Origin of the sequence: Nocardia coubleae NBRC 108252, from assembly GCF_001612805.1 — a bacterium.
GTDB classification, from domain to species: domain Bacteria; phylum Actinomycetota; class Actinomycetes; order Mycobacteriales; family Mycobacteriaceae; genus Nocardia; species Nocardia coubleae.
Genome location: NZ_BDBD01000011.1, coordinates 205,205 through 226,168, shown reverse-complemented (window position 1 = coordinate 226,168; position 20,964 = coordinate 205,205). Strand labels below are relative to the sequence as shown.

Genomic DNA, 20,964 nt, shown 5'->3' with positions numbered 1-20,964 from the left:
CCCATGCGTGTCGGCATGGAAGGCGGTCGCCCCGCCCCTAGATTGGCGCTATGCCGAACCAGGACACCGGCCGCACCGGCACTGCCCACCTCGATGCGGCCCTCGAGTTCCTGACCAGGCTGGGCACCGACGCGCTCGAGTGCGGTTACGCCACGGCCGCCGCCGAGGACATGGTGCGGGCGTGCGCTGCGGCGTGGGGCTTGTCGCGGCTGACGGTGACGGGGATGGGCCGGGTGCTCATCGTGCAGTGCGAGGACGGGCAGGGGCATCTGGTCTCCCGGGTGGGTGAGTCGGCCGGCCTGGACAGCTTCGACTGCGACCGGATGCGCCGCGTCAAAGCGGTGGCGCGCGCGACGGTGACCGAACGGCTCGACCCGGAAACCGCATGCCGCCGGTTGACCGAGGCCGATTCCGGTCCGCCGGTGTTTCCGTGGTGGTGGGCGCAGGCGGGTGGGATGTTGCTGGCGTTCTGCATCTGTGTGCAGATCGGTGGCGGGATGCTCGCGGCGTCGGCGGCCGCGGTCATCCAGTTGGTGGTGAACGTGACCGGTCGGGGCTTCGGGGCCGGTGGGGTGCCGAAACTGTTCGGTGTGGCGGTGCAGGCGGCGCTGGCGGGCAGCCTGGGTGGGTTGTGTCATCTGGCCGGTTGGTTGACCGTGGCGCAGGCGGCGACGGTGGTCGCCACCACCTGGGTGTTGATCGCCCCACTGCCCCAACTGATTTCGACCGCCATCGACATGGTGAGCGGAGACAGCATGTCGGCGCTGGTGCGGGCGCTCGGGGCGGGATTGATCATCGGTGGGATCGTCCTGGGTGGGCTGCTCGTGCTGTCGTTGTCGTGGCGATTCGATCTCGGTGTTCCCGTGAGCGCTGACCTGCCGGTGCTTCCGGTGTGGCTGGGTGTGGTGTTCGCGGTGCTCGGCGCGATCGGCAACGCGCTGTTCAATTCCGGTGGCAGGGATCTGCTGCTGCCCGCTGCGGTGGCGGGTCTGGTGACCGCGTCGGTGAACCAGACGCTGATCCATCTGGGGAACATGCCCTCGGCGTGGGCGGGACCGATTGCCGCGGTGGTGCTCGGTTTCCTCGCGGCGGCGTGTGCGGACCGGTTGCGGTTGCCGATGTCGGCGCTGGCCCTGGTCGGTATCACCGGCGCGTTGCTGCCCGGTCTGATCGTGTGCCAGGGGTTGATGCTTTCGGTGTATCAGGTGTCGGGAGTCGAGTATTTCGTGCAGGCGGGGGCGGTGTGTGTGGCGTTGGGGGTCGGGGCCAGTCTCGGGGTGTACCTGTGGTCGGTGGTGGCACGGCGCGGTTGGGCGGGCACCTTGCGGTAGCGGGGGTGGAACAATGCCGGGGTGGATATCGCGATCGGTTTGGTGGTACTCATCGGGTCCGCGGCGGCTCTTGCCGCGACCGCGCGGCGTTTCGGGGTGTCCGAACCGCTCGTGCTGACGGTGGCCGGTGTGCTCGCCTCGTATGTCCCGATGGTTCCGCAGGTGCATCTGGAACCGGAAATGGTGTTGCTCGGTCTGCTGCCGCCGCTGCTGTACACGGCGGCACTGAAGACCTCGCTGGTCGATTTCCGGAAGAATCTGCGCACCATCGCGTCGCTGTCGGTGGGATTGGTGTTGTTCTCCACGTTCGCTGTCGCGCTGGTGGTGTGGTGGTTGCTGCCGGTGCCGTTCGCGGCAGCGGTCGCGCTCGGTGCGGTGGTGGCTCCCCCGGATGCCGTGGCGGCCACCGCGATCGCGCGCCGTACCGGGATGCCACGCAGCATCGTGACGGTGCTCGAGGACGAGTCGCTGTTCAACGACGCGACGGCGCTGGTGTCGTTGCGTGGGGCGATCGCGGCGATGGCCGGTGCGGTGACGGTGTGGCAGATCGGTGGCGACTTCCTGCTCGCCTCGGTCGGTGGCGCGGTGGTCGGTGCGCTGGTCGCCTCGGTGCTGGTGGTGTTGCGCAGGCGGATTCAGGACCCGGTGCTGGACACGACGGTGTCGCTGCTCGCCCCGTTCGTGGCCTACCTGCCCGCCGAGCACGTGCACGCCTCCGGGGTGATCGCGGTGGTGACGTGCGGGATGATCCTCGGCCACGGCGCGCACCGCTGGCAGGGTGCGGCCTCACGGGTCGCCGAGACAACCAATTGGCGCACGGTGCAGTTCATTCTGGAGAGCGCGGTGTTCCTGGTCATCGGGTTGCAGGTGCGCTGGATCGTGGAGGGCGCCTGGCATTCCGGTCTCGACCACTCCACGTTGGTGCTCGCGGCGGTGGCGGTGTTGGCGGCGGTGATGCTGGCGCGTCCGGTGTGGGTGTTCACCCCGGTACTGGTCGCCCGGCTGTTCGGGCGCGAAACCGAACCGTTGAGTCATGCGGCGGTGGTGTCGTGGGCGGGGATGCGCGGGGTGGTGACGTTGGCCGCGGTGCTGTTGCTGCCGGATTCGACGCCGCAGCTGCCGGTGCTCGAATTGCTGGCGCTGGTGGTGGTCGGTGGCACGCTGCTGGTGCAGGGCACCTCGTTGCCGTGGCTGGTGCGGTTGCTCCGGTTGCGTGGGCCGAGCCGCGCCGAGGACGCGCTCACCAAAGCCGATCTGCTGCACCAGGCTTCGGTGGCCGGGCTCGCCGAGCTGGACCGCCGGATCGGCCCGCACACGCCGGAACCGGTGATCGAATCACTGCGCCAACGCCTCACCTGGCGCAGCAATGCCGCCTGGGAGCGGCTCGGTCGTCCGGAGGCCGAATGGGTGACACCGACCGCGGAGTACCGGCGGCTACGGCTGGCGATGCTGGCCGCCGAACGCGACGCCGTGCTCGCGGTGCGTGACGTGGGTGCGGTGGATTACGAAGTGCTCCAGCATGTGCTGGCCCGCCTCGATCTCGAGGAGTCGATGATCGACCGGTTCGACGAGGACGACGACGACACCTCGACCGAACCCCTCGGCAACGCCACCGCCGGCTGCGCGCATCTGGAACAGGCACCCGACACCGCGCCCCCTGCGGGCGAACCGGTGTGCCGTGCGTGCCGCGACGCCGGGATGCGGTGGGTGCATCTGCGGATGTGCCTGGAGTGCGGGCACATCGGCTGCTGCGAGTCCTCGGTGGGCAATCACGCGACCGAACACTTCCATGCCACCGCGCACCCGGTGATGCGTAGCGTCGAACCGGGCGAGCAGTGGCGCTGGTGCTATCTCGACGAACTGCTCGGTTAGCGGCGGTGCGAGTAGATCAGGCGCGCGTACTGCGACAGGAGGCGGTCGAGTTCGGTCGGTTCGCCGGTGGCGGCGAGCTGCTGGTAGCCGATGAGCATGGCCATGCCGACCTCGGTGACCACGGCCGCGGTGTCGTCGTCGCCGATGACGCTGTCGATCACCCGGTGCACGGTGCGCCTGCGTGATTCGTCGATCCGTTTCACGGTGACGTGGACCGATTCGTCGTTTGCGGCCCAGGCACGCAGGGCCGCTTCGGCGCCGTGTTCGAGGCCGCCGGTGAGTTCGGACATGGCGCGTACGTCGGCGTCGGGGTCGCCATGGCCGACGTCGAGGGCGCGTAGCTCGACCATCTGCCGGTTCTCCCAGTGTTCGAGCAGCGCGTCGACGAAGCCCTGCCAGGAGCCGAAGTGGTGGTAGAACGAGCCGCTGGTGACCCCGAGACGACGGCAGAGCACGCCGATGTTGAGACCTTTGAAGCCGAACTCGGCGAGCACCGCCACAGCGGTGTCGAAGTACTGCTCCTTGGTAACCACTCGGGACATCGCGATGCCGTTCTGTTCGTGCGGGCAGGGCCGAAGAATGCGAACAGTACCCCATCGTATCGAGGGCCCAGAGCACCGTAACGAAATCTATTCTGTGGCCCGAACGCCGTCGCGTCTCCCGAAATACCAAGGGCTGGAACATAATCGGTGCTCCATGCGGCGAAGGGAGGTCCCGGATGGAATAACGGAGCAATAGCTCTGTAAAGTATTGTTCAGTAGGGGCCCCTGTTTCATGGCCCCGCGGACCGTGCTCGACGCCATCGAAACCCTGTTGCCCGAACAGGTTCCGCCACCTTCACGGAACCGTCGTTTGCGGGTGAACGGTAGGCACCGCCTCGGCGCATGCCGGGAAGTGCTGGCGCACATCTGGTTACGCACCGAAAGGAACCGTATGCCCACCCTGCGCCATCACGGCACCGTCGCCGTCCTCGACCTCGGCGACGGCGAGAACCGCTTCTCCCCCGACTTCCTCACCGAGATGAACACCCACCTCGACACCGTCGTCACCACCGGTGCGCAGGCCATGGTGACGACCGCGACCGGCCCGGTCTACTCCCACGGCCTCGACCTCGAATGGTTGGCCGCCAACGGCGACCAGGCCGCCGCCTACGTGGCCGCCGTGCACACCCTGCTCGCCCGGGTACTCACCCTGCCGATGCCCACGGCCGCCGCGATCGGCGGAGACGCGTTCGGGGCAGGCGCGATGCTGGCGCTGGCCCACGACTATCGCGTGATGCGCGCCGATCGCGGGTTCTTCTGTTTCCCCGAGGCCGAGCTGCGGATCCCGTTCACCAACGGAATGGCCGCCCTCATCCAGGCGAAAGTGCCCCCCAAGACGGCGATCGCGGCCATGACCACCGCCCGCCGCTTCGACGGCACCGAGGCCGCCGCCTTCGACCTGGTCGACACCACCGCCGCCGAGGTCCTCGACGCCGCCCTCGCCTCGGTCGCTCCCCTGGGCGGCAAGGATCAGCCGACGATGACGGCCATCAAATCGGTGATGTTCGAGGGAGTGCTCACCGCCTTGCGCGGCAAGAACTGATCACGGCAGCCGCGGGCCCTTGCCCAGATACACATCACCACGGTCGTCGGTGGCCCAGCCGCCGCCGGTATACCCGTCGAGGACGAAACAGGCGTCACAGAACTGTTTCCCGAACACCGACAGATAGATGCTGCGGTACTGACTGATCGCCCGCATCTTCACCGACTTGTAGGCGGCCTGGGCGGCGGGCTGGGCCTCGAGGAAGGCGTAGCGGCGGAAGTCGGCGACCGGTTCGCTCGAGAACCGGACCAGCCCGAGCCGGTTGAGGTTGCCCAGGTAATGCTGGTCGCGTTCGGGCATCGCGCACCCGGCCATATTGGCGATCATGTTGATCCCGTCGGCGAGGCGTTGGGACCCGATCCCGAAGGGTGTCTTGGTGCGGATGTCGATGGCGGGCTGTGGTCCGGCGACGGCGAGGAACCGCAGGATCCTGGCCTCGTCGGGGGTCAGGTCGTGCAGGATCGGCACGAACGAGGGGTGCACGTCGCGGGGCTGCTGCGCCGAGTCCCAGCCCTCGTTGATCATGGCGTCGCCAATGGTCTTGAGATCTTCGGCGTCGACATCGGAATCGATGGCGCGCAGGGCACCGGAAGCGGTGGGCGCCAAGCCGAGCGCACTCAGTGCCGCCCGGCGCAGTACATCGACGCGTTCGTCGATGATGCGCGACATCGGTTCGCCCGCCCGGATGTCGTCGACCAGTTCGGTGGCCGTGTGCACAGCACCCTTGGTGACGGCACCGACGAATTGCCGCATCGTGAGCCCGGCGATGCGGGCCAGACCCGCCAAGTCGGTGGGGATACCGGAATCGCGGTCGTCGTTCATGGTCACGCTCCGAAGACCAGTAGGTGCACGCCGCCGACGAGGGCGCCCAGGATGCCGCCGTGCAAATACAGCAGCCACGCGTCCTGTTCGATGGCGGTGTACAGCATTTCGACGAATTCCTCGGGCGGTAGTTCGCGCAGTTTCTCGGTGGCGAGCTCGTCGACGCTGGCCGCTGTCGACTGGGAGAACTCCACGTCCTCGACCAGCCAGGGCTTCATCTCGGTGGCCAGGCTCGCGCCAGCGGTGGCCTGGATGGCGTCGAAATGCCGTGGGCCGACGGCCAATCGGGTCACCGACCGCAGCGGGCCGAGGATACGGTCGATCTCGAGCTGCAGGAAGTGCGCGATCACCGCGCGAGTCTTGTCACCGCTCGGCCCGTCGAGCAGTTGCTCGGTGACCACGTCCAGGGTCACGATCTGATACCCGATCGCGTGCCCCAGATCGGCCGCCGCCTGGTACTGGCGTTTGGCGAATTTCGCGACACCCCACGGGTATTTGTATCTCGGCTGCGGGTTCGCGGGTTCGAACACCACCTTGATGGCGATGATGTTGACCAGCACACCCACCACGGCGCCGCCGAGCACCACGACCAGCCACGCGGGCACCAGATGTACCAGGGTGTGCAACCAGCCGGGCAGTTCGATCATCGCGGGCGTGTCACCGTGCGGGGAGCTGTAGTGCAGCAGCGACAACCACAGCGCCACGACCACACCGAAGGGGAAACCCAGTACCCCACTGCGCGTCATGAACCGCAGTTCGGGAGCGCCGAGCCCGTAGATCACGTCCTTGAGCAATTCCGGGCGGCGCCGCAGATATCCGACGACCATCAGCTTCACATCGAGCAGCTGGTCGATATTGGCGCCGATGAAGTCGAAGGCACGATCGGTGATCGCGGGCAGTTCGGCTTCGACGCGCGCGTAGATCGCCTCACGCGCGCGCGGCGGCATGTCCGCCCACAGCTGCGGGTGTTCGGTGGTCATGATCGAATCGACCATCGAGCGCACATTCGGTAACGCCACGTGCGCGACCTGGGCGGAGATCTTGCGTGGGTCCATCTGGTCGAAGAAGTCCTTGGCCGTGCCGATCTTGGCGACGGCGTTGTCGACCATCAGGCTGGCCATCTTCTCCGCGCGTGCCGGGATGAACCCCTGGAATCCGAGGATGCCGCCCGGTGCGAACGTCGGCAGGATCTGAACTTTGCGCGGCAGCAACGGGAACAGCGTTTTGAGGCCCGGCACATAGAAGCCGGTGAATCGCACCGGTGCGAACAGCATGATGACGCCGGTCCAGTTGGTGATCAGACCCGCGATGGCGCTGAAGATCGGAATGCTGATCATGTCGACCCAGAACTTGCTGAGCCCGGTCATCTCTTCCCAGTTCAGCAGGCCGAAGAAGCCCGCCGCCTCGATCTCAGCATTCATCCGGCGTCCACTCCGTCGTGTTCCGAACATCGCGCGTTTCGGTCATCTTAGGTGACAGATCGGGAGGTTCCGGGCAAGTTGGGCACTTACCCGCAATATCGGAGCAAACCTGCGATCATGTCCGGACCCGGCGTTGGTTCGACCCTGCGCAGGTACGTATTCCAGGCTAACGCGGTGGGTCCGGCTCCGGGTCGGGATCGTCGGACCCATGGGTGGTGGCGACCAGCAGCAGGTTGGTGTCGATGTCGTGGGTGACCTTGTTGGCGACCGATCCGAGCAGCCGCGCGGGTCCGCTCATCCCCCGGTTGCCGATCACCACGAGGTCGTATTTCCAGGCGGCGTTGCACAGCGCTTCGGCGGGCGGCACGCCGGTGAGCACGTCGTGGCCGAGCAGTTCGGGATCGTCGAGGTTCAGGGCCGCGTGTACCTGGGCCAGGGTTTCCGCGCCGTCGGCGTCGGTTTTCGTCGCGGTCACCAGGAACGGGCGCGCACCGAGTTCCAGGGCCAGGTCGTAGCCGCGGCGCACCGCGAGCATCGAACTGGGCGAGCCGTCGGTGGCCAGGCCGACGGTGGTCCAGCGTTTGGGCACCTTGTGGGTGAACAAGACGTCGGTGGGGCTGTGGTGGGAGACGTGGTTGGCGGTGGAACTGGTGAGCCGGTCCTTGGAGCGGCCGAGCCCACGCGCCCCGATCACCAGCAGCGTGCCCGGGTCCTGCGCACCGACTTCGAGCAGCGCCGCGCTCGGTGTCCCCGGCATATCGAGGGCCGTCACCTGCGACAGGCCCGCCTCGACGAGCGCGGCGACGGCCGCGGCGCTGATCCGTACAGCTGATTCGGGGTCGAGGGCGGACTTGCGCGCCTTTTCCTTCCAGACGGTCAGCGCGGTGATCGGGACTCCGAGCCGGAGCGCGACCTCACCGGCGACGGTGACCGCCAGTTGCGCGGCCTCCGACCCGTCGGTTCCCACCACGATGCGCTGGTAGCGGTCCATGGGACCCTCTCCGATCCGACGACGGCGGTTCGCCACAGTATAAACACCGCACGCTCCGGCAATCCTGCCGCAAATGCCCGCGCCGGGTCAGAGGGCGATACCGAGGAGTCCGTCGACGGCGGTGCGTACCAGGGCCGGGGCGTCGGTGTCGGTGCCGCCGTAGGCGATCGCCTGCTCGGCCCAGTTGTCCACCACGACAAGGGCTTTGGGGGTGTCGAGGTCGTCGGCCAGGTGCTGGCGCAGGCGGGCGACGGTGTCGGTCGCCGACGGTCCCGAGGCGAGCGACACCGCTTCACGCCAGCGGGCGAGCCGCGCCTTGGCCTGGTCGAGGACCGCGTCGGTCCACATGCGGTCCTGCCGGTAGTGCCCGGCGAACAGGCCGAGGCGGATCGCGGCGGGGTCGACTCCGGAGCGGCGCAGTTTCGAGACGAGCACCAGATTGCCCTTGGACTTCGACATCTTCTCGCCGTCGAGCCCGATCAGCCCGGCGTGCACGTAGTGGCGGGCGAAACGGCGGGTGCCGGTGATCGCTTCGGCGTGCGCCGCGGAGTACTCGTGGTGGGGGTAGATCAGGTCCGAGCCGCCGCCCTGGACGTCGAACTCGGTGCCGATGCGGTTGAGTGCGATCGCGGCACACTCGATGTGCCAGCCGGGGCGCCCGGCGCCGAACGGTGCCTGCCACGACGGTTCGCCGGGGCGTTCGGCGCGCCACAGCAGGGCGTCGATGGTGTCGCGCTTGCCGGGCCGGTCGGGGTCGCCGCCGCGTTCGGCGAAGAACTTCTCCATGGTGGCGCGGTCGTAGCCCGACTCGTAGCCGAACTGTTCGGTGGCGTCGGTGCGGAAGTAGATGTCGGGGTGTTCGGCGTCGTCGACGATGTAGGCGGCGCCGGAGGCGAGCAGTTTCTGCACCACCTCGACGACCTCTTCGACCGATTCGATGGCGCCGATGTACTGGCGGGGCGGCAGCACCCGAAGGGCGGACATGTCCTCGCGGAACAGGTCGATCTCGGAGCTGCCGAGGTCGCGCCAGTCGACGCCGTCGCGGGCGGCGCGTTCGAACAGCGGGTCGTCGACGTCGGTGACGTTCTGCACGTAGTGCACGTCGTGTCCGGCGTCGCGCCACAACCGGTTGACCAGGTCGAAAGTCAGGTAGGTCGCGGCGTGGCCGAGGTGGGTGGCGTCGTAGGGGGTGATTCCGCAGACGTACATCTTCGCGGTCGCGCCGGGGGTGACCGGGCGGACCTGGCGGTCGGCGGTGTCGTACAACCGCAACGGCGGCCCTGCTCCGGGGACGGTCGGAAGGGCGTTATCGGACCAGGACTGCATGATTCGAGGGTAGAGCCCCGGCCGGAGTGCTCGCCTCGCGGCCCGGTCCACCCGGTTGCCCGGCCGGATTCGGCGCGGCCCGCAACCTGCACACAAACGTGTTCGACCGGCGCTGTCAAGGGTTGCGCTCACGAGGATTCCCAGGCCGCAGGGGGTGCGCTTGTGCGGTGGGACGTTGTGTCGAGGTCTCGGTCGCCGAATCCGCGAACGGTAGCTGCCGTCGTCGGCACGCCTCGCGCCTACTCCCCAACCTTCCCTATTTGCACCTATTCTTACGTTCCTATACAGTCGTTTCATGCCAGAAGGTTTCTATTCGGTGGAACAGGTCGCGGAATTGCTCGGACTGCATGTGCGCACCGTGCGCGGATATGTCCGCGACGGCAAACTGCCCGCCGCCCGCATCGGCAAGCAGTACCGCATCACCCACGACGACCTCGAGACCTTCACCGGCCTCCCGATCAGCGCACCGAAACCCGCGACCGCCGGGCACGCGGAGGCCTCCTGCATCGTCGAGATCGACGACATCGACCGCGCCACCGTCGACCGTGTCGCGACCCTGCTCACCGCCACCGCCGCCACGCGGGGGCCCGGCGGGCGGGCATTGCGGGTCGAAACCAGCTACGACCCGGCACGCGGACGCCTGAAAGTGATCCTGCTCGGCGGACTCGCCGACACCGCACGCCTGCTCGACTACCTGGACGGAGTCCTCGCCCCATGAGCACCCTCTACACCTCAGAGCAGGGCCGCGAACGCATCAGCGCGCGCTACCGCGAACATCTGGCGGCTTGGCCCGTTCCATGGGAGCAGCGGCTCGTTCCGACCGCGGCGGGTGAGACGTTCGTGCTGGTCTGTGGCCCGGTCGACGCGCCACCACTGGTGTTGCTGCACGGTTCGGGCTCCAATGCGAGCGCCTGGCGAGGCGACATCGCCGACTGGGCTGCCCGGTTCCGGGTGTACGCGGTGGATCTGCCCGGCGAGCCCGGTTTCAGCGCTCCCACCCGGCTGCCGCTGAACACCGATGCGTGCGCAAACTGGCTCGACGAGGTCCTCGACGGGCTCGAACTGGACACGGTGTCGATGATTGGAATGTCGCTCGGCGGCTGGACCGCGCTGGATTACGTGACGCGCAGACCGGGGCGAGTCGACGCGCTGGCGCTGCTGTGCCCGGGTGGTCTGGGCAGGCACCGGTACGGGTGGCTGGTGCAGGCTCTCGGACGACGGCTACTCGGCCGACACAGTGTGCGCGAGATGGCACGCACCGGTCTCGGGCTCACAGGTCCGGCGGCGGAGGAAATCCTCGACGACGTGGAACTGGTCTTCACCCATTTCTCGGCTCGCTCGGGAAATCTACCGAGGTTCTCCGACACGCAGTTGCGGTCGGTGGGTATTCCGGTACTTGTGATCGTCGGCGAGCGTGACGCACTGTTCGATTCGGCGGGCACGGCTCGACGCGCTCGGGCATTGGCCGATGCGCAGGTGCGTCTCCTGCCCGGTGTCGGACATGCCGTGCTGGGGCAAAGCGAAGCCGTACGGCACTTCCTGCTCGCCCACTGACCCTGTGTCGCCGCGCCCCGACTCGCGGCAACACCGGGGGGTCGGTCAGGCCGGGCGGCAGTGCAGGTTGAGGTTGTCGGCGTTGGGACCGAGCAGGGGCAGCGCGTAGAAACCGGCACCCACCTGGTCGGGAGCCTCGACGACGACCTCGGGCAGCCAGGCGCCGGTGGTGCGGTCGGTGGCGGTGCAGACGTAGGTCTGGTCGTCGAACCAGCCGGCGGGGAAGGCCTGGGCAGGAGCGGCGACGACGGCGCCGAGCAGCAGGGCGGCGGCGGATCCGGTGACGATCGAACGAGTCGACATGGTGTTCCTCTGATGATGCGGGGACAGCGAAAGTGCTTGGAGCACACTAGCACCGGCATCGTCGTACACCCAGGAAAATCCGTGCCGGTCAGAAGGGTGTACGCACCCGCGCTTTCCCGCCCTGCGGACCGAACATGTGCAGGATCTCGACGCTTCGGTCGCCTGCGGGCCCGAACCAGTGGGGTTGGTCGGTGTCGAACTCGGCGACCTCCCCGGGGCGCAACAGCAGTTCCTGTTCGCCGAGGATCAGCCGCAGGTCCCCGGCCAGCACATACAGCCACTCGTAGCCGGCGTGGGTGACCAGTCTCGGAGTGTTCGGGCCGAGGACCTGTTTGAAGACCTGCATGCGTCCCGGATAGTCGGTGAGCGGCACCACCATGCTGCCGTTGCGGCTGCGGCGTGGGATGAGGTGCACGCGTGGGTCACCGGTGGCAGGCGCGGCGATCAACTGGTCGAGCGAGACCCTGTGCGCCCGCGCCAACGGCAGCAGCAGATCGAGGGTAGGGCGCCGTTTGCCGGTTTCGAGCCGCGACAGCGCGCTCACCGAGATACCGGTCTCGCCCGACAACTCGTGCAGGGTCAGGCCACGGCCGCGGCGCAATGCCAGCAGGCGCGGACCGATCTCGTCGATGATCTGTGCGTCGTCCACACCCCCATTTTGCGGTCTTCGCAAAATCTCTACCTGTCCGCCCGGCTGCGCCTCGACGATTCTTGCCATGATCGACACAGCGAAAGACCAAGCCCTCGGCTCGCGACGACGATGGGCGGTGCTGGCCGTGTGCAGCACGGGACTGTTCCTGGTGGGGCTGGACACGACCATCGTCAACGCCGCCTTGCCCTCCATCGCCCGCGACCTGCACACCGGAGTCCGTGGCATCGCCTGGATCGTCGACGCCTACACCTTGGTGATGGCGAGCCTGCTCATCTCCGCGGGCGCCATCGCCGACCGGGTCGGGCGGCGACGGGTGTTCCGGGTGGGGCTGGTGCTGTTCGGGGCGTCGTCGGTGCTGTGCGCGGTGGCCCCGACGGTCGGTGTGCTGCTCGCCGCGCGGATCGCACAGGGCGCGGGCGCCGCGATGTTGAGCCCGGTGGCGCTGGCGATCGTCGTCGGGGTGTTCACCGACCCGGGGCAACGGGCACGCGCGATCGGGGTGTGGGCGGCGGTGTTCGGGGTGGCGATGGCGGCGGGCCCGGTCGTCGGCGGCGCCCTGGTGCAGAGTCTGGGGTGGCGCGGGGTGTTCTGGGTGAATCTGCCGGTGATCGCGGTGGTGCTCGTGCTGACCGCACTGGTGGTTCCCGAGTCGAGAGCGGTGCGGGTGCGGCGGCTCGACGGACTCGGGCAGGTGCTGCTGGTGATCGTGGTCGGGGGGTCGGTCGGTGTGCTTCTCGAGGGCCCGCGTCTCGGCTGGGCTTCGCCGGCGACGATCATCGGATCGGCGGTGGTGTGCGCGGCGATCATCGCGTTCGTCCGGCTCGAAGGCCGCAGGCCCGAACCGTTGATCGACCCCGATCTGTTCCGTCGCGCACCGTTCACCGCGGCTGTCCTCAGCGCGGTCGCGGTGTTCGTCGCCCTCGGCGCCACCTTGCTGCTGACGACGCTGTATCTGCAGGACGCGCGCGGGATGTCACCGGCGGCGGCCGGTGCGGTGATGCTGCCACTTGCGGTGCCCGCGATCGTGTTCGCCCCGCTCTCGGGTGTGCTCGTGAGCCGTCACGGTGCGCGGCGACCGCTACAGCTCGCGGGCGGATTCACCGCGCTCGGTGGTGGGCTGCTGTTCGTCGCGGTCCGCGAGCACCGCCCGCTGCCCCTGCTGCTGACGGCGTTGCTGCTGGTCGGAATCGGATTCGGCTTCGCCAACCCGCCCATCACCACCACCGCCGTGAGCGGGCTGCCCGCCGACCGGGCCGGCGTGGCAGGCGGAATCACCTCCACCGCACGCCAATTCGGTGCCGCCCTCGGCGTCGCGGTCGCGGGCGGGTTCATCGGCGGCGCCGCACAGACGGAACTGGCTCAGGCCGCGCGGCCGGGCTGGCTTCTCGTCGGCTGTTGCGGGCTGCTCGTCATGGTCGCGGCCGGGTTCGCGCCCTCAGAACGCGGGCCAGGGTATCGGGCGGGCCGAATTCGGTAGGGGCATGACCGGGCGTTCCAGCAGGGCTTTGGTGCGTTCGGTCAGTGCGGTGATCTCGGCGTCGGTGATGTGCTCGGCGAGCGAATCCGCTATCTGACCGGTCAGATTCGTGGCGAACGCGGTGACATCGGCGATCAGCGCCTCGTCGATGGGCTGACCGGCCCACCCCCACAGCACCGTGCGCAGCTTCGGTTCGCTGTGCAGGCAGATGCCGTGATCGACGCCGTAGACCTGCCCGTCGACACCTTCCAGCGCGTGCCCACCCTTGCGGTCGGCGTTGTTGAGCAGCAGGTCGAGCACCGCCATGCGTTGCAGGCGTGGATCGTCGGCGTGCACGAGCGAGATCTCGTTGCCGGTGTCGTCGAGGGCGCGCAGCACCTCGCAGAACCCTTCGGGCACCGTGCCCGGTGAACACAGATCGACCAGGTCGAGGCGTTGGCGTGCGTCGGTGCGGTTGTCGACCGAGGTCACCCACCGCTGCACCATGCCAGGCCCGAACGGGCCGTCGCGCAACACCGTCTCCGGGATGACACCCCATCCCAGCTGTTCGGAGATCAGATACGAGGCCACCTCGCGCCCGGCGAGGGTGCCGTCGGGGAAGTCCCACAGCGGTCGTTCACCGCGCACCGGCTTGTACACCACCCGCAGCGGCGCACCATCGGGTTCGGGTGCGGCGATCTCGCACACCAGCGTCAGGTTGCTGGCGACGCCGACCCGTCCGATGATCTCGAGCTCACTGTCGGTGATGCCGGACACGTCTCACTCCTCGTCGAGTTCGGCCGCACCGAAGATCTCGCCGCGCTTGTACCCGTTGGTGCGCACACACATGTGCCCGCGCGCCGACAGCGGTTCCCCGCACAGCGGGCACGGTGGGCGCCCGGCCGCGATCACCCGGGTGGAGCGCAACGCGAACTCCCGCGCCTGCATGGGGGTGAGGAACACGCGCACCGCGTCGGGGCCTTCGTCGGTGTCGTCGAGCACCACCGATTCGTCGACCTCGGTCTCGGTGATCGCCAGCAGTTCCACCACCACGGCGTTCGCGTCGGCGTCCCAGCCCAGACCCATGGTGCCGACCCGGAATTCGGTGTCGATGGGAGTCATCAGCGGCGCCACATCGGTGACGTCCTCACCTTCGGGCGGTACCTCGGCCCCGAAACGACGCGCCACCTCGTCGAGCAGCAACCCCATCCGGTCGGCGAGCACCTTCACCTGCTGCTTTTCCAGCAGCACGCTGACCACGCGCGGTTCCTGCACGGCCTGCAGGTAGAACGAACGATCGCCCGGCTCGCCCACGGTCCCGGCGACGAAACGATCGGGGGTGCGGAATACATGGATTGCGCGTGACACATGCACCTCCTGATACGTGACCCTCAACGACACTCACGAACAACCTCCTGGTTCAAGGAGAATCGCGGTGTCTCACATTCCCATTATCCGCACTCGCTGTCCCGGGTACTTCTCCGCCGGGCAGCGGTGGCGGTGGTGTACCCGCGGACAGGGCCGACAGGTCGGCGCCGGTGTCGTTGAACTTCCACACCGACGGCCCGTGCGGGCTGTACCGGACCACACTGACCGAGGCCGGTTCCACCGCGATCCGCTGAAAACTGTCCAGATGCAGGCCGAGCGCGTCGGCCAGGATCGACTTGATGACATCACCGTGCGCGCACGCCACCCACAGCACATCGCGACCGGCCTTGTCGGCGAGGCGGCGTTCGGTGTCGCGGATCGCGGCCACCGCCCGCTGCTGCACCTGGGCCAGACCTTCGCCACCGGGGAACACGGCACCGGAAGCGTGCCCCTGCACCACTTTCCACAGCGGTTCGGTGAGCAGCTCGGCGATCGGGCGCCCGGTCCACTCGCCGTAGTCGACCTCGATGAGCCGTTCGTCGTGCTCGGGTTCGAGACCCAGTTTGTCGGCCAGCGGGGCGACGGTGCGCTGACAGCGCAGCAGCGGTGAGCTGGCGATGTGTTCGATCGGCAGGGTGGCGAGCCGGTCGGCGACCGCGGCGGCCTGTTCGGTACCACGCTCGGTGAGCTCCACACCGGGTGCGCGCCCAGCCAGGGTGCGCGCGGTGTTGGAGGTGGACACTCCGTGCCGGAGCAGGATCACCGTCATGGGACCAGCCTAACCATCAGCGGGCCGCGGGCTCAGGTGGCGGAGACGACACCCGCGGCGAGCAGGCCCATCACCGTGAGGCCGAGGATGATCCGGTAGCCGACGAACCAGTAGAAGGAATGCTTGCCGACGAACTTGAGCAGCCACGCCACCGAGGCATAGCCGACGACGAAGGCGAGGACGGTCGCGACCAGCAGTTGTGGGCCGCTGGCGTTGAGTCCCTCACCGGCCGGTTCGAAGGCGTCGGGCAGGCTGAACAGGCCCGACGCGGTGACGGCGGGAATGGCGAGCAGGAAAGAGAACCGCACCGCCGCTTCCCGTTTCAGGCCCAGGAACAGGCCCGCGGTCGAGGTGGCGCCGGAACGCGACACACCCGGGATCAGGGCGAGGCACTGGGCCAGGCCCATGATGATGCCGTCGCGGGTGGTGAGCTGTTCGATCGGGCGGGCCTTCTTGCCGTAGTACTCACCGGCGGCGATCACCAGCGCGAACGCCACCAGCATGAACGACACCAGCCACAGGTTGCGTGCCCCGGTGCGGATCTCGTCCTTGAACAGGTAGCCGAGCACACCGATCGGGATGGTCGCGATGATGACGTACCAGCCGATGCGGTAGTCCAGTTCGCGCTGGGTGTCGCGTTCGTGGGCTTCGCGGGCGCTGCGGTCCATCACCGGCAGTTTGGTCGTCACCCGGTCACCGACGGCCACCGCACGCTGCGAGCGTTCGCGCCATCGCATGCCGAGGGTGGTGAACCAGGCGATCAGGATGCGCCAGATGTCCTTGGCGAAGTACACCAGGACCGCGGCCTCGGTGCCGAGCTGGGTGACGGCGGTGAACGACGCGCCCGCGTCGTCGCCGAAGAACACACCCGAGACGATGCGCAGGTGTCCGGAGGAGGAGATCGGCAGGAACTCCGTGAGCCCCTGCACCAGTCCGAGTACCAATGCCTGGAACCAGGTCATCGACTCGCCCACCACATCCTCCTACCACTTCTCGCGCCCGAAAGATCGCGTCCTCCTGGGCTTTTGCTTACTCGCCCGGCCGTGTGGGCCCGCGATCCCGCAGCGACCCTACCCGTCGGGCCGGATCGGTGTCGTCGGCCCACCGGTGAACCCGACTCGCGCCGGGTCGGCGCGGCGGTGACGGCCACGCCGCGCATTAGGCTGGGCGCCGTGACGAAAGCACGGGCGCGGTGATGGAACAGCGAACGGTGGGACGAAGCGGACTGCGGGTGTCGCGGATCGGGTTGGCGACCCACACCTGGGGCACCCATACCGATGCCGAGGAGGCCTCGGTGCAGCTGGCGGCGTTCGCCGATGCCGGGGGGACACTGATCGACCTCTCCCCCGTCTACGGTGACGGCGCCGCGCATCAGATCCTGGCCGGGTTGCTCGGTGAGGTGGTTTCGCGTGAGGACGTGGTGCTCAGCGGGTGCGCGGGTGTGGTGACCCACAAGCCGGGCGCGGGAGTGGGCGACACGGTTCCCGCGCCTGCCGCGGTCGGCCCGGTCGTCGACGCCTCCCGGCGCACCCTGCTGCGCCAGCTCGACCGCACACTCGCCAACCTCGGCACCGACCATCTGGACATCTTCAGCATCGCCGCCTGGGATCCCTACACACCTCTCGAGGAGGTCGCGGCCACCCTCGAGACGGTGATCGCCACCGGGCGTGCCAGGTACGCGGGCGTGCGTGGCCTCAGCGCCTGGCAGCTCGCGAGCTTGGCCGCGGTCGGCCCGGTCACGGCCGCGCAGACACCGTATTCGCTGCTGGCGCGCGCCCCTGAGAACGATGTGATTCCGGCCGCACGCCATCACGGGGTGGGGATCATCGCCTCGGCGCCGCTGGCCGGTGGCATCCTCACCGGCAAATACAGCGACGGTGTGCCCGCCGATTCGCGCGGTGCCGACGAGTCGACGGCCGCCGAGATCCGCCGCCGCCTCGACGACGACCGCGCGACCCGGGTGGTCGATGCGCTGGTCACCGCCGCCGACGGGCTCGGGACTTCGCCGCTGGCGGTGGCGCTGGCCTGGATCCGGGACCGGCCGGGCATCGCGAGCATGATCGTCGGTGCGCGCGATATCGGTCAGCTCACGGGGGTGCTGGCCGCCGAGACCCTGGAATTGCCGCGGGCGATCGCGGCCGCCCTCGACGATGTGAGCGCCCGTTCGGAATGATGGCTAGCCTTACCTGCATGAAACTGCGTGGTGTGCTGACGGCGATGCTGGCGGCGACGGTCCTGACCGGCGCCGTCGCCTGCACCGGAAGCAATCCTGCATCGACTGCACAAACCCGTGGGCCGGTGACCGCCCAGTTCGCCGATCTCGATCCTGTCCCGATCGGGCCCGCACCTACGCCGAAGATGCCCGCGACCGCGCGGTCGTTCGACGGCACCGAGGTGACGGTCACCGATGCCTCGCGCATCATCGCCGTCGACCGGTACGGCACGCTCGCCCAGACTGTCTGGGCGCTCGGTCTCGGTGACAATCTCGTCGGGCGAAGCACCTCCGCCTCGTTCCCCGCCGTCGCCGACGTGCCGAATGTGGCGGGCGGCAACGGCAGCCTCAGCGTCGAAGCGGTGCTCGCCCTTCGCCCGTCGGTGTTCCTCACCGACACCACCAGCGCCGCGCCCGCCGTGCGCGATCAGCTCCGCGCCGCCGGTGTGACGGTCGTGTACTTCGACCCCGACCGCAGCATGGACGGTGTCGTCCCGCAGATCGAGGCCGTCGCGACCGCGCTCGGGGTTCCCGACGCGGGGCGCGCGCTCGGTCAGCGCACCAGCGACGAGATCGCCGCCGCCACCGCCCGCGTGCCCTCCGCCGACCCGAAACCCAAGATCGCGTTCCTGTACCTGCGCAGCGCCGCGATCACGATGATGGCCGGCCCGGGTTCCGGTGCCGATTCGCTGATCACCGCGGTGGGCGGAGTCGACGCGGGGACCTCGGCCGGGCTGAGCGAACCGTTCACCGCGATCACCAGTGAGGCGATGATCGCCGCGTCGCCCGATGTGCTGCTGGTGATGACGGACGGTCTGAAGTCGGTGGGCGGTGTCGACGGTTTGGTGAAGGTGCCCGGCATCGCCCAGACGCCTGCCGGGCGTGATCGGCGTGTGGTCGACATGTCCGACGCGGTGGTGCTGAGCTTCGGCCCCAACACCGGCCGGGTGATCTCGGCATTGTCCGATGCCATCTACGGGAAGACGTCATGACTCCGCGAGCAGCAGGAGTGACCTGCCGGGCGCGTGTTCTCCAGCCGGTCGACCCGGTCGTCCGGCGCAGTCGGCGATGCCCGGAGTTCGAACGTCTGGCGCCGGTTACCCGCGAAGCGCCGGGCGGTGGCGATAGCTCTCGCACTCGACAGCCAGGTCGGCGTCGTCGCCCGATGACGACTGAGCCTGCCCGCGACGAGCACCGAGACGTCGCATGAGTGACGCCCCGGAGCTGATCAAGTCCGCCGATCCGGCGCGGATCACCGATGCAACGCCTGACCCGCTGCCGCGTCCGCGGCACCGCGCTACCCGGGTGACGGTGGTATTCGCGGTCGCACTGGCCGCACTGGTGATCCTGGCAGTCGTATCGGCGGTGCTCGGACAGGTGCCCACGACTGCCGCGGAGGTGGTTGGCAGCGTCGCGCACCGGATCGGACTGGATTTCGGGCCGATGCCCGCGCACCCGGCCGGCGAGGTGACGCTGTGGGAGGTGCGTTTTCCCCGCGTGGTGCTGGCCATCCTGGTCGGGGCGGTCCTCGCGACAGCGGGTGCATTGTTGCAGGGCGTGTTCGCCAATCCCCTGGCCGAACCGGGTGTGATCGGGGTGTCCGCCGGTGCGGCGGTCGGTGCGGGCACGGTGATCGTGATCGGTGGTGCGTTCGTCGCCGCCTGGTCGATCGCGGCGGCCGCGTTCGTCGCCGGGCTCGTCACGACGGCGCTGGTCTATGTGCTGTCGCGTTCGGGTGGGCGCACCGAGGTGGTGACATTGATCCTCACCGGTGTGGCGATCAACGCGTTCGCCGGTGGTCTCATCGCGCTGCTGCTGTTCATCGCCACCCCCGCCGCCCGCGATCAGATCGTGTTCTGGCAGCTGGGCAGTCTCAACGGCGCCACCTGGCAGTCGGTCGCCGTCGTCGCCACCCTCGCCGCGAGCGGGATCCTGGCCGCCGTGCTCATCGCGCCGCGCCTGGATCTGCTGGCGTTGGGTGATTCCGCCGCCCGTCACCTCGGTGTCGACGTGGAGCGGCTGCGCAGGCAGGTGATCGTGGTGGTCGCCGTGCTCACCGCCGCGGGTGTGGCGTTCAGCGGCATCATCCTGTTCGTCGGCTTGATCGTGCCGCATGTGGTGCGGATGCTCGTCGGGCCGGGGCACCGGGTGCTCGTGCCGCTCAGCGCCGTCGTCGGGGCGGTGGTGTTGCTCGGTGCCGACGTCGCCGCGCGCACCCTGGTCCGCAATGCAGACCTGCCCCTCGGCATGCTGACCTCACTGATCGGCGGCCCGTTCTTCTTCTGGCTGCTGCGCCGCACCAGGGCCAAGGCCGGAGGTTGGGGATGAGCACACCGAGCCGGTCCTCTTCCCGCCCGGTACTCGACCGAACGGCCGCGAGTACCCCGGTTCAGCGGCGGAAGGCGACGTCGTGGCGGTCGCTGTTCGCCCGTACTCCCGATGTCCCCGCGCGCCCGGAACCGGGCACCGTCACGCTGCGGGCGACGGATCTCACCGTGCGCCGTGGGGAGCGCACGGTTTTGGAGGACGTCGACTTCCGGGTGGCGGCCGGTGAGATCGTCGCGCTGGTCGGACCCAACGGTGCGGGCAAGTCGAGCCTGCTCGCCGCCCTGGCCGGTGAGCTGGAGCCCACCTCGGGCACGGTGAAACTCGAAGGCCACGCCCTGTCGCACTGGACCCACGCCGATATGGCTCGCCGCCGCGCGGTCCTGCCGCAATCGCATACCGTCGGCTTCCCGTTCACGGCTCGCGAGGTCGTCGCCATGGGTCGCGCACCGTGGCTGCACACCCCCGCCGCCGACCGCGACGACGAACTGATCGCCGCCGCCCTGGCCGCCACCGACGTCACCCATCTCGCCGCCCGCACCTTTCCCGCCCTGTCCGGCGGTGAACGCGCCCGCGTCGCCCTGGCCCGGGTCCTCGCCCAGGACACCGCAACCCTGCTCCTGGACGAACCCACCGCCGCCCTCGACATCGGCCACCAGGAGGCGGTCCTCCGGCTCGCCGCCGACCGTGCCGCCGAGGGCGCGGCGGTGGTCGTGGTGGTGCACGATCTAGGGGTGGCCGCGGCCTACGCCGACCGCGTCACCGTCCTCGACGAGGGCCGGGTTGCCGCCGACGGCCCACCCCGCGAAGTCCTCACCCGGGACCTGCTGACCAAGATCTACCGACACCCGGTCGACGTCTTCGATCACCCCGTCACCGGCCTGCAACTGGTCCTGCCCGACCGCACCCGCCCCTGAACCACCACTCGCACCACGCTGCGACGAAGGCGCCTGCCGTAACCGAGCTCCGCAGCGGTCC

At 68.8% G+C, this 20,964-nt stretch carries 21 protein-coding genes; 10 read left to right on the top strand and 11 right to left on the bottom strand.

Annotation, left to right across the window (positions count from 1 at the left end):
• The first annotated feature begins 50 nt into the window (after nt 1-50).
• Nucleotides 51-1,331, top strand: coding sequence for a threonine/serine exporter family protein (locus NCO8_RS10040; protein ID WP_067638387.1), 1,281 nt, complete (start codon nt 51-53; stop codon nt 1,329-1,331).
• A gap of 21 nt (nt 1,332-1,352) precedes the next feature.
• Nucleotides 1,353-3,203 (top strand): Na+/H+ antiporter, encoded by a 1,851-nt coding sequence (locus NCO8_RS10035; protein WP_067638384.1) that lies wholly within the window; start codon nt 1,353-1,355, stop codon nt 3,201-3,203.
• Here NCO8_RS10035 and NCO8_RS10030 read toward each other — a convergent pair.
• The gene (locus NCO8_RS10030; RefSeq protein ID WP_067490032.1) at nt 3,200-3,745 is read right to left on the bottom strand and encodes a TetR/AcrR family transcriptional regulator; all 546 of its coding nucleotides are present in this window, start codon (nt 3,743-3,745) and stop codon (nt 3,200-3,202) included. The genes NCO8_RS10035 and NCO8_RS10030 overlap by 4 nt on opposite strands.
• Before the next feature lie 391 nt (nt 3,746-4,136).
• Here NCO8_RS10030 and NCO8_RS10025 point away from each other — a divergent pair, with 391 nt between their 5' ends.
• On the top strand, nt 4,137-4,787 hold the full coding sequence (locus NCO8_RS10025; protein ID WP_067639937.1) for an enoyl-CoA hydratase-related protein: 651 nt from the start codon (nt 4,137-4,139) through the stop codon (nt 4,785-4,787).
• Here the strand turns inward: NCO8_RS10025 and NCO8_RS10020 are convergent, their stop codons facing one another.
• From NCO8_RS10020 to mshC, 4 genes are all read right to left on the bottom strand, one after another.
• Nucleotides 4,788-5,609 (bottom strand): Abi-alpha family protein, encoded by an 822-nt coding sequence (locus NCO8_RS10020; protein WP_067490038.1) that lies wholly within the window; start codon nt 5,607-5,609, stop codon nt 4,788-4,790.
• Between the two features lie 2 nt (nt 5,610-5,611).
• On the bottom strand, nt 5,612-7,030 hold the full coding sequence (locus tag NCO8_RS10015) for a DUF445 domain-containing protein (RefSeq protein ID WP_067638382.1): 1,419 nt from the start codon (nt 7,028-7,030) through the stop codon (nt 5,612-5,614).
• 166 nt (nt 7,031-7,196) lie between these two features.
• Nucleotides 7,197-8,021, bottom strand: coding sequence for a universal stress protein (locus NCO8_RS10010; RefSeq protein ID WP_067638380.1), 825 nt, complete (start codon nt 8,019-8,021; stop codon nt 7,197-7,199).
• 87 nt (nt 8,022-8,108) lie between these two features.
• Entirely contained in the window at nt 8,109-9,347 is a 1,239-nt protein-coding gene (mshC, locus tag NCO8_RS10005) for a cysteine--1-D-myo-inosityl 2-amino-2-deoxy-alpha-D-glucopyranoside ligase (RefSeq protein WP_067638378.1), read from the bottom strand.
• A gap of 295 nt (nt 9,348-9,642) precedes the next feature.
• Between mshC and NCO8_RS10000 the strand changes: the two genes are divergently transcribed.
• Both NCO8_RS10000 and NCO8_RS09995 read left to right on the top strand, forming a co-directional pair.
• A complete protein-coding gene (locus NCO8_RS10000; RefSeq protein WP_067490050.1) occupies nt 9,643-10,065 on the top strand; it encodes a helix-turn-helix domain-containing protein in 423 nt (140 codons plus the stop codon).
• Nucleotides 10,062-10,901, top strand: coding sequence for an alpha/beta fold hydrolase (locus tag NCO8_RS09995; protein WP_067638376.1), 840 nt, complete (start codon nt 10,062-10,064; stop codon nt 10,899-10,901). Before NCO8_RS10000 ends, NCO8_RS09995 begins: the two co-directional genes overlap by 4 nt.
• Before the next feature lie 45 nt (nt 10,902-10,946).
• Here NCO8_RS09995 and NCO8_RS09990 read toward each other — a convergent pair whose 3' ends face one another.
• A complete protein-coding gene (locus NCO8_RS09990) occupies nt 10,947-11,204 on the bottom strand; it encodes a hypothetical protein (protein WP_067638374.1) in 258 nt (85 codons plus the stop codon).
• A gap of 88 nt (nt 11,205-11,292) precedes the next feature.
• Nucleotides 11,293-11,853, bottom strand: coding sequence for a helix-turn-helix domain-containing protein (locus tag NCO8_RS09985; RefSeq protein ID WP_067638372.1), 561 nt, complete (start codon nt 11,851-11,853; stop codon nt 11,293-11,295).
• Between the two features lie 67 nt (nt 11,854-11,920).
• Between NCO8_RS09985 and NCO8_RS09980 the strand changes: the two genes are divergently transcribed.
• Nucleotides 11,921-13,333, top strand: a complete 1,413-nt coding sequence (locus tag NCO8_RS09980; protein ID WP_067638370.1) for an MFS transporter — start codon at nt 11,921-11,923, stop codon at nt 13,331-13,333.
• Here the strand turns inward: NCO8_RS09980 and NCO8_RS09975 are convergent.
• The 4 genes from NCO8_RS09975 to NCO8_RS09960 are packed head-to-tail and all read right to left on the bottom strand — an operon-like array spanning nt 13,292 to nt 16,411.
• The gene (locus NCO8_RS09975) at nt 13,292-14,089 is read right to left on the bottom strand and encodes an SCO1664 family protein (protein WP_067638368.1); all 798 of its coding nucleotides are present in this window, start codon (nt 14,087-14,089) and stop codon (nt 13,292-13,294) included. The two genes, NCO8_RS09980 and NCO8_RS09975, sit on opposite strands and share 42 nt — an antisense overlap.
• Nucleotides 14,090-14,092: 3 nt before the next feature.
• Nucleotides 14,093-14,680, bottom strand: a complete 588-nt coding sequence (locus NCO8_RS09970) for a DUF3090 domain-containing protein (RefSeq protein ID WP_067490390.1) — start codon at nt 14,678-14,680, stop codon at nt 14,093-14,095.
• 52 nt (nt 14,681-14,732) lie between these two features.
• Nucleotides 14,733-15,449, bottom strand: coding sequence for a histidine phosphatase family protein (locus NCO8_RS09965; RefSeq protein ID WP_067638366.1), 717 nt, complete (start codon nt 15,447-15,449; stop codon nt 14,733-14,735).
• A 32-nt stretch (nt 15,450-15,481) separates the two neighbouring features.
• On the bottom strand, nt 15,482-16,411 hold the full coding sequence (locus tag NCO8_RS09960) for an undecaprenyl-diphosphate phosphatase (RefSeq protein ID WP_067639935.1): 930 nt from the start codon (nt 16,409-16,411) through the stop codon (nt 15,482-15,484).
• A gap of 233 nt (nt 16,412-16,644) precedes the next feature.
• Here NCO8_RS09960 and NCO8_RS09955 point away from each other — a divergent pair, with 233 nt between their 5' ends.
• The 4 genes from NCO8_RS09955 (at nt 16,645) to NCO8_RS09940 (ending at nt 20,903) form a co-directional block, all read left to right on the top strand.
• The gene (locus NCO8_RS09955) at nt 16,645-17,622 is read left to right on the top strand and encodes an aldo/keto reductase (protein ID WP_067638363.1); all 978 of its coding nucleotides are present in this window, start codon (nt 16,645-16,647) and stop codon (nt 17,620-17,622) included.
• A gap of 17 nt (nt 17,623-17,639) precedes the next feature.
• Nucleotides 17,640-18,653 (top strand): heme/hemin ABC transporter substrate-binding protein, encoded by a 1,014-nt coding sequence (locus NCO8_RS09950; RefSeq protein ID WP_084456846.1) that lies wholly within the window; start codon nt 17,640-17,642, stop codon nt 18,651-18,653.
• A 214-nt stretch (nt 18,654-18,867) separates the two neighbouring features.
• Nucleotides 18,868-19,989: a FecCD family ABC transporter permease gene (locus NCO8_RS09945; RefSeq protein ID WP_245655299.1), complete on the top strand. Its 1,122-nt coding sequence runs from the start codon at nt 18,868-18,870 to the stop codon at nt 19,987-19,989.
• Complete coding sequence (locus tag NCO8_RS09940; RefSeq protein WP_084456844.1) at nt 19,986-20,903, top strand: heme ABC transporter ATP-binding protein; 918 nt, start codon at nt 19,986-19,988, stop codon at nt 20,901-20,903. The genes NCO8_RS09945 and NCO8_RS09940 overlap by 4 nt, the downstream gene beginning before the upstream one ends.
• Nucleotides 20,904-20,964 lie beyond the last annotated feature (61 nt).

Excerpts from the sequence above, each read along its gene's own strand:
- NCO8_RS09995 (WP_067638376.1), top strand. The coding sequence starts at position 10,062 with ATGAGCACCCTCTACACCTCAGAGCAGGGCCGCGAACGCATCAGCGCG.
- NCO8_RS10015 (WP_067638382.1), bottom strand. The coding sequence starts at position 7,030 with ATGAATGCTGAGATCGAGGCGGCGGGCTTCTTCGGCCTGCTGAACTGG.
- mshC (WP_067638378.1), bottom strand. The coding sequence starts at position 9,347 with ATGCAGTCCTGGTCCGATAACGCCCTTCCGACCGTCCCCGGAGCAGGG.
- NCO8_RS10025 (WP_067639937.1), top strand. The coding sequence starts at position 4,137 with ATGCCCACCCTGCGCCATCACGGCACCGTCGCCGTCCTCGACCTCGGC.
- NCO8_RS09965 (WP_067638366.1), bottom strand. The coding sequence starts at position 15,449 with ATGACGGTGATCCTGCTCCGGCACGGAGTGTCCACCTCCAACACCGCG.
- NCO8_RS10040 (WP_067638387.1), top strand. The coding sequence starts at position 51 with ATGCCGAACCAGGACACCGGCCGCACCGGCACTGCCCACCTCGATGCG.
- NCO8_RS10020 (WP_067490038.1), bottom strand. The coding sequence starts at position 5,609 with ATGAACGACGACCGCGATTCCGGTATCCCCACCGACTTGGCGGGTCTG.
- NCO8_RS10030 (WP_067490032.1), bottom strand. The coding sequence starts at position 3,745 with ATGTCCCGAGTGGTTACCAAGGAGCAGTACTTCGACACCGCTGTGGCG.
- NCO8_RS10010 (WP_067638380.1), bottom strand. The coding sequence starts at position 8,021 with ATGGACCGCTACCAGCGCATCGTGGTGGGAACCGACGGGTCGGAGGCC.
- NCO8_RS09945 (WP_245655299.1), top strand. The coding sequence starts at position 18,868 with ATGAGTGACGCCCCGGAGCTGATCAAGTCCGCCGATCCGGCGCGGATC.
- NCO8_RS09990 (WP_067638374.1), bottom strand. The coding sequence starts at position 11,204 with ATGTCGACTCGTTCGATCGTCACCGGATCCGCCGCCGCCCTGCTGCTC.
- NCO8_RS09955 (WP_067638363.1), top strand. The coding sequence starts at position 16,645 with ATGGAACAGCGAACGGTGGGACGAAGCGGACTGCGGGTGTCGCGGATC.
- NCO8_RS09980 (WP_067638370.1), top strand. The coding sequence starts at position 11,921 with ATGATCGACACAGCGAAAGACCAAGCCCTCGGCTCGCGACGACGATGG.
- NCO8_RS09950 (WP_084456846.1), top strand. The coding sequence starts at position 17,640 with ATGAAACTGCGTGGTGTGCTGACGGCGATGCTGGCGGCGACGGTCCTG.
- NCO8_RS10000 (WP_067490050.1), top strand. The coding sequence starts at position 9,643 with ATGCCAGAAGGTTTCTATTCGGTGGAACAGGTCGCGGAATTGCTCGGA.
- NCO8_RS09940 (WP_084456844.1), top strand. The coding sequence starts at position 19,986 with ATGAGCACACCGAGCCGGTCCTCTTCCCGCCCGGTACTCGACCGAACG.
- NCO8_RS09960 (WP_067639935.1), bottom strand. The coding sequence starts at position 16,411 with ATGACCTGGTTCCAGGCATTGGTACTCGGACTGGTGCAGGGGCTCACG.